The sequence below is a fragment of the Monashia sp. HAY1-2A genome (assembly GCF_056755315.1).
This window is the reverse complement of record NZ_JBNDHY010000215.1, coordinates 1-6058: the sequence shown is the minus strand read 5'-3', so window position 1 is coordinate 6058 and position 6058 is coordinate 1. Positions and strand designations below refer to the sequence as shown.

Here is a 6058-nt window from a genome sequence, read left to right as displayed (position 1 = left end):
CCCAGCGGTCGACGGCGTGGCCCTGGATGAAGCGGGTGGCCGTGAGGCGCTCGCCGCGCAGGTCGCGGTGCAGGCCCACGTAGAGGTTGCTCACCGCCTCGCCGACCTCGTGGTCGAGACAGGGCGGCTGCGGCACCGGCACCCTGGGCACGTCGAGGCCGGCCGGCGCGTCGACCCGGCTCCAGTGCAGGCGGCCCGGCGGGTAGCCCGCGGTGTCCATCGCGGCGAGCGGGAAGACGGCGTACTCGGCGAAGAGCCCGTCGGCGAGCAGGGCCTTGCGGCCGGCGTCGCTGTTCTCGAACGACCACACGACCGGCTGCGCCGCCTCCAGCCAGTCGATGCCCGCGAGGTACCGGTCGCGGGCCGCCTCGTCGTCGACGACGACGAAGAAGTCGGCGTCGGAGTGCTCGTCGATGCGTTGCAGGTCGCGACCGACCGACCCGAGGCAGAGCAGCGCCAGCGCGTCACCGCGCGCCGCGAGGACGGCGCCGAGTCGGTCGAGGAAGGCCAGGAGGCGCTCCCGCATCGGGGCCGAGGGATCGTCACACCCGGCGGCGTGCGGTGGGGCCGCGTCCGCGGTGGTGGCGGCTGCGGCATGGGGTGTGGGTGGGCTGTCGGACGTCATGGCGTCGCTCCTGGGGACCGTGGCGGTGGGGAGTCGACGTTTCAGCCCGCCCGGACAGCCGTCGGGGTCGCGACGCGATCACGGTACGTGCGGGCCGGGTGCCTGTCGAGACCCCACACGGCCGTGGGAGGGTGGATGGCGTGCCGGTGACGATCGACGACGTGAGAGCCGTCGCGGAGCAGCTGCCGAGGTCGTACGAGGTGCTCGTGCGCGACCGCGTCAAGTTCCGCGTCGGACGCATCGTGTGGCTCGCCTTCTCCGCCGACGAGACGCAGATGGGCTTCGCGTTCCCGCGCGACGAGCGTGACGTGCTCGTCGCCAGCGAGCCCGACGTGTTCCTCATGCCCCGCCGCAGCGACCTCCGCTTCAACTGGGTCGAGGTGCGCCTCGAGGCCCTCGACGTCGACCGGATGCGCGAGATCGTCATCGACGCCTGGCGGTTCGTCGTGCCGAAGACCGTCGCGCTCGCGTACAGCGCCGAGGGCTAGGCTCCCGTGTCCCGGCCGCGGCGCAGGGCGCGGCGGCGGGCGTCCGCGTGGGCGTCGCGGAGGAGGCGGAGGACGAGCTCGGTCGTCCGGGTCCCGGGCGTCACGACGGCGACCCAGCCGAGCGAACCGTACACGGGGTGCGGCAGGACGAGGTCCGCGGCGGCGTGGTCGGCGGCCGCTCGGGCCTCCGCGGGGCGCTCACCGAAGGCCCGGGGGCTCTGGCCCACGAGGCGTTCGAACACCCGCGCGCCGACGTGCACGTTGAGGCGCCACCGGTCCGGTGGGTCGAGGCGTGACGTCGCGTCGTCGGGGTAGTCCTTGGTGACGATCGTCGCGAAGGGCTGGGTGGCCGGGAGCCGGCCGTCCGGTGCGTAGTAGATGAAGTGGTCACCCCAGGCGATCTCGGGGAACGCGCTGCCCGGCCCGGGCGACAGCACGAGCACGCCGTCGAGCGACCTGACCACGTCGAGGATCTCGTCCATACTCATGGGTGAAGTGTCATCTTGAAGTGCTGGTGGAGGGTTCGTGAGCGAGCGAGTTCCGAGTCCCGATGCTCGGATGCCGGGGCCGCCCTCGACGCCGGTGTCGACCCCGTTGTCGACGCGCGCGGTCGCGGACGCGTCCGGCTACTCGGCCCAACAGGTGCGGGTCCTCGAGGGGCTCGGAGTCCTGCCGCCGGCGGAACGAGCACCCAACGGGTACAGGCTGTTCCGCACCGACCACGTCGTGGCCCTGCAGGCCTACCGGCGGCTCGCCGAGGCGGTCGGCCCCGTGGTGGCGCGCCGGGTGCTGGCCGAGGTGCGGACACTCCCGCTCGACGAGGCGGTGGCCCGCATCAGCGCCCTGCACGTCGGCCTGGCGCGCCAGCGGGAGGAGGCACTCGCGGCCCAACGCGCCCTGACGCTCGTCCGGGCTGAGAGCGGGGACACCGACCTGCCCGATGACGCCCTGACCATCACCCAGCTCGCCCAGGCCCTCGGCGTGCGGGCGTCGACGCTGCGCTTCTGGGAACGGGAGGGGCTCGTCGCGCCCGAACGCGTGGGATCGGGCCCGGTCCGCGGCCGCCGCTACCCACCGGCGGCGGTCCGCGAGGCGCGCGTCGCCGCCGCCCTGCGGTCGGCGGGGCACCCGGTCCCGGCGGTCCGGGCGGTCGTGGCGTCGCTGCGTCGCCTCGCCGGAGCCGAGCTGGAACCGGACGTGGAGCCGCAGGCGGGCCCGGCGACGGAGCTCGACGAGGCATCCGGCGGTGCCGGCGGCGGGGGTCGGCCGGTCACGGCCCGACTCGACCCGGATGCCGCGCTCCAGCGGCACCTCGACGGCATCGCCCGACGGACGCTCGCCCTCGTCGCGGCCGGCGCCGACGTCGTCCGACTCCTCGGTGACGAGACACGCGAGCCGGGCCACTGACGAAAGCCCCACGGCGCCGCCGAAGGCACGACCGGAGGGCCCCCGCCCCCACCCGGCCACGTCATGTGGCCGCCCCAGGTGGTCCGGCGTCTGGCCTCGGGTGGCGAGGTGGACAGGTGGTGAGGTGGTCAGGTGGTGAGGTGGTCAGGTGGTGAGGCGGAAGGCCCGGGGACGACTGGGCCCCATCTCGGCGGGGCTGCGCTCGACGCAGAACTCGTGGCCCTCGGGGTCGGCCATGGTCACCCAGCCGGGGCCCTCCGCCGTCCGGTGGTCGCCGACGACCGTGGCCCCGAGGACGAGCGCGCGCTCGACCCACCCGTCCCGAGTGCCCTCGTGGGGGGCGAGGTCGAGGTGGACGCGGTTCTTGGCCGTCTTGCCCTCGGGCACCGGGATGAACAACAGACCGAGGCCGTGGTTGGGGTACGCCGGCGCGACGACGACCTCGGGGTCGTCGTCGTAGTAGACGTTCCAGCCGAGCAGCTCGGACCAGAATGCCGCGAGGCCGCGCGCATCGGCGCAGTCGAAGGTCACGTTGTGGATGTGCATCGTCATGGTGTCAGCGTCCGACCGTGTCGCGCTGCGGGGCAAGCGGGTTCCCCACCCGCCCTGGCTGCTCCCGGCAGCGCCGAAGCTCGTCGGGCGAGCGCTCTCAACCGCGATGGCAGCCGGGCGGGCATGCACCGGCTCGAGGTGGCATCGTTGGGACCCGGTGACGCAGCGTGCGCCGCCGCGTGTGCGAATGTGATCGACCGACTACCTTTTCGCGCACTATTGCTCATAGACTGCGCACCGTGAAGCGAGAGGCAGCGGTCGGCATCGACGTCGGCGGCACGCGGACCAAGTCGGTCCTCGTGACCCCCGACGGTGAGGTCCTCACCGAATCCGTCGTCCCGACCCCCGAGAGTGTCGGCGACCGGCTGGGCGAGCTGGCGGCCAAGACCCTCGTGCAGCTGCGGGCGGACGCCGGTGCCGAGGTGGAGCTGCTCGCCGTGGGCGTGGCGGTGCCCGGTCTCGTCGACGAGGCGGCCGGGCTCGGCGTCTGGTCGGCCAACCTCGGTTGGCGCGACCTCGACCTGCAGGCGGCCGTCGCCGCGCACGTCGAGGTGCCCGTCGCCATCGGACACGACGTGCGTGCCGGGCTCCTCGCCGAGCACCGGCTCGGGGCGGCGCGCGAGGCCGACAACGTCCTGTTCCTCCCGCTCGGCACCGGGCTGGCCAGTGCCATCCTGTGCCGTGGCCGGCTCGTCACGGGTGGCCCGTGGACCGGCGAGATCGGGCACATCGTCGTGCAGCCCGGCGGCCCGCTCTGCGGCTGCGGCCAGCACGGCTGCCTCGAGGCTCTCTCGAGCGCCGGTGCCATCGGCCGCCGCTGGTCCGAGGCCACCGGCCTGGTCGGGGACGCCGCCGAGGTGGCCCGCCGTGCCGAGGCCGGCGAACCGCAGGCGCGACGCGTCTGGCAGGAGGCCGTCGACGCGCTGGCCATCATGGTCGCGCCGGTCGTGGCGGCGGTCGGCTCGGAGCTCGTGCTCGTCGGAGGTGGACTGGTCCGCGCCGGGGAGAGCCTCCTCGGTCCGCTCCGCACCGCCCTGACGCTTCGGCTCGGCGGTCGCACGGACGTCGCCGTCGAGGCCGCAGCACTCGGGGACCGGGCCGGGTCCCTCGGTGCCGCCACGATCGCCCTCGACCTCGTCGGCCGATGATCCTCACCCTCACCCCGAACCCGGCGGCCGACGTCACCTACGGCGTCGACGCGGTGCACCTCGGCGAGTCACACCGCGTCCACGACGTCACCGAGCGCGCCGGGGGCAAGGGCGTCAACGTCGCCTCGGTGCTCACCACCCTCGGCGAGCACGCCGTCGCCGTGGCACCCGTCGGAACGGCCGAGCTGGCCGCCTGGGCGGCCGACCTCACGGCCCGCGGCATCAGCCACCGACTCATCGAGTCCCCCTCTGCGACAAGACGGTCCATCGCCGTGGTCGAAGGAGATGCACGGACCACGCTCTTCAACGAGGCCGGCCACGAGCAGCCGGCGTCCGTCTGGACGCACGTCGCCGAGGCACTGGCGGCGCTCGCCGGGCAGGCCGAGGTGCTCGCCGTATCGGGCAGCCTTCCCGCCGGGGCGCCCGAGGACCTCGTGGCCCGCTTCGTCACCGAGGCACGCCGTCGTGGCCTCCACACGGTCGTCGACTGCGGCGGCGCCGCCCTGACCGCCGCGCTGGCGGCGCGCCCGACCCTCGTCAAGGTCAACCGCACCGAGGCCGCGTCCGCCCTCGGGCTGGGCGTCGAGGCGGACGCGCGAGAGATGGCCCGCATGCTCGCCGACGAGGGAGCCGGCGCGGCGGTCGTCACCGACGGTGCGGCTGGCCTCGACCTCGTCACCGGCGCCGTGGCGCTGCACGCGCGCCTGCGGGAGCCCTTGAGCGGCAACCCGACCGGCGCCGGCGACGCGATGACCGCCGCTCTCGCCGTGGACCTGCGCGACGCGTCGGGGCTGCCGGCGGCTGCAGAGGCCTGGGCCGACGTCCTGTGCCGCGCCGTGGCCTGGTCGGCCGCCGCCGTCCTCCAGCCCGTCGCCGGCCTCGTCGACCCCGACGACGTCGACCGCCTGACCCAGTCCGTCGAGATCGAGGAGAGCCGCGCATGAGCCGCAGCGACCTCACGAGCGTCCTCGCGGACGCCCGTGCCGAGGGGCGCGCCGTCGCGGCCTTCAACGTCATCCAGCTCGAGCACGCCGAGGCGTACGCCACGGCCGCCGAGCGGGTCGGGCTCCCCGTCGTCATGCAGATCTCGGAGAACTGCGTGCGCTACCACGGCTCCCTCGGACCGATCGCCCGCGCGACGCTCGCGATCGCGGATGCGTGCGCCCAGCCGGTCGTCGTGCACCTCGACCATGCGGAAGACACGAGCCTCGTCGAGGAGGCGGTCCGGCTCGGCCTGACGTCGGTGATGTACGACGGCTCCCGGCTGCCCGACGACGCCAACCGCGCCGAGACGGCCCGCGTCGTCGCGCTGTGCCACGCCGCCGGCATCGGCGTCGAGGCCGAGCTCGGCGAGGTCGGCGGCAAGGACGGCGTCCACGCGCCCGGGGTGCGCACCGACCCGGCAGACGCGGCCCGGTTCGTCGCCGACACCGGCGTCGACGCGCTCGCGGTGGCCGTCGGCAGCTCGCACGCGATGACCGACCGGACGGCTCGGCTCGACACGGATCTCGTTGCAGCCCTGCGGGACTCGGTGCCCGTGCCGTTGGTGCTCCACGGCTCATCGGGCGTGCCGGACGACGGTCTGGTCGCTGCGGTCAGGGCCGGGATGACCAAGGTCAACATCGCGACGCACCTCAACCAGGTGTTCACCTGCGCGATGACCGAGCGCCTCGAGGCGACCGGGAGCGTCGACACCCGTGTCTACCTGGGCGCCGCACGCGCCGCCGTCACCGACGAGGCCGCCCGACTCCTCAACCTCCTCGCCCTCCGCTGAGCCCGTTTCGCGCGCTTCGGTCAGAAGCTGTCTCTTATACACATCTGACGCTGCCGACGACGGA

Annotated in this window: 8 protein-coding genes; 5 read left to right on the top strand and 3 right to left on the bottom strand. The window is 74.3% G+C overall.

Going from position 1 to position 6058, the window contains the following annotated elements; genetic code table 11:
• A partial coding sequence (locus tag ACPYOM_RS20585; protein ID WP_481347377.1) for a hypothetical protein occupies positions 1-625 on the bottom strand: 625 nt, incomplete at its 3' end.
• A gap of 161 nt (positions 626-786) precedes the next feature.
• Between ACPYOM_RS20585 and ACPYOM_RS20580 the strand changes: the two genes are divergently transcribed.
• Positions 787-1113 (top strand): MmcQ/YjbR family DNA-binding protein, encoded by a 327-nt coding sequence (locus ACPYOM_RS20580; protein ID WP_481347376.1) that lies wholly within the window; start codon positions 787-789, stop codon positions 1111-1113.
• Here the strand turns inward: ACPYOM_RS20580 and ACPYOM_RS20575 are convergent.
• The gene (locus tag ACPYOM_RS20575; RefSeq protein WP_481347375.1) at positions 1110-1601 is read right to left on the bottom strand and encodes a DUF6194 family protein; all 492 of its coding nucleotides are present in this window, start codon (positions 1599-1601) and stop codon (positions 1110-1112) included. The genes ACPYOM_RS20580 and ACPYOM_RS20575 overlap by 4 nt on opposite strands.
• A 37-nt stretch (positions 1602-1638) precedes the next feature.
• On the opposite strand from ACPYOM_RS20575, the gene ACPYOM_RS20570 reads away from it, so the two are divergent.
• A complete protein-coding gene (locus ACPYOM_RS20570; RefSeq protein ID WP_481347374.1) occupies positions 1639-2520 on the top strand; it encodes a MerR family transcriptional regulator in 882 nt (293 codons plus the stop codon).
• A 144-nt stretch (positions 2521-2664) separates the two neighbouring features.
• Here ACPYOM_RS20570 and ACPYOM_RS20565 read toward each other — a convergent pair whose 3' ends face one another.
• Positions 2665-3072: a VOC family protein gene (locus ACPYOM_RS20565; RefSeq protein ID WP_481347373.1), complete on the bottom strand. Its 408-nt coding sequence runs from the start codon at positions 3070-3072 to the stop codon at positions 2665-2667.
• A gap of 239 nt (positions 3073-3311) precedes the next feature.
• Here ACPYOM_RS20565 and ACPYOM_RS20560 point away from each other — a divergent pair, with 239 nt between their 5' ends.
• The 3 genes from ACPYOM_RS20560 to ACPYOM_RS20550 are packed head-to-tail and all read left to right on the top strand — an operon-like array spanning position 3312 to position 5994.
• Positions 3312-4220, top strand: a complete 909-nt coding sequence (locus ACPYOM_RS20560; RefSeq protein ID WP_481347372.1) for an ROK family protein — start codon at positions 3312-3314, stop codon at positions 4218-4220.
• Positions 4217-5164: a 1-phosphofructokinase family hexose kinase gene (locus tag ACPYOM_RS20555; protein WP_481347371.1), complete on the top strand. Its 948-nt coding sequence runs from the start codon at positions 4217-4219 to the stop codon at positions 5162-5164. The genes ACPYOM_RS20560 and ACPYOM_RS20555 overlap by 4 nt, the downstream gene beginning before the upstream one ends.
• A complete protein-coding gene (locus ACPYOM_RS20550) occupies positions 5161-5994 on the top strand; it encodes a class II fructose-bisphosphate aldolase (protein WP_481347370.1) in 834 nt (277 codons plus the stop codon). Before ACPYOM_RS20555 ends, ACPYOM_RS20550 begins: the two co-directional genes overlap by 4 nt.
• Positions 5995-6058 lie beyond the last annotated feature (64 nt).

Bases quoted from the DNA above. Each gene is read 5' to 3' on its own strand.
- ACPYOM_RS20575 (WP_481347375.1), bottom strand. From the start codon at position 1,601: ATGAGTATGGACGAGATCCTCGACGTGGTCAGGTCGCTCGACGGCGTG.
- ACPYOM_RS20565 (WP_481347373.1), bottom strand. From the start codon at position 3,072: ATGACGATGCACATCCACAACGTGACCTTCGACTGCGCCGATGCGCGC.
- ACPYOM_RS20555 (WP_481347371.1), top strand. From the start codon at position 4,217: ATGATCCTCACCCTCACCCCGAACCCGGCGGCCGACGTCACCTACGGC.
- ACPYOM_RS20550 (WP_481347370.1), top strand. From the start codon at position 5,161: ATGAGCCGCAGCGACCTCACGAGCGTCCTCGCGGACGCCCGTGCCGAG.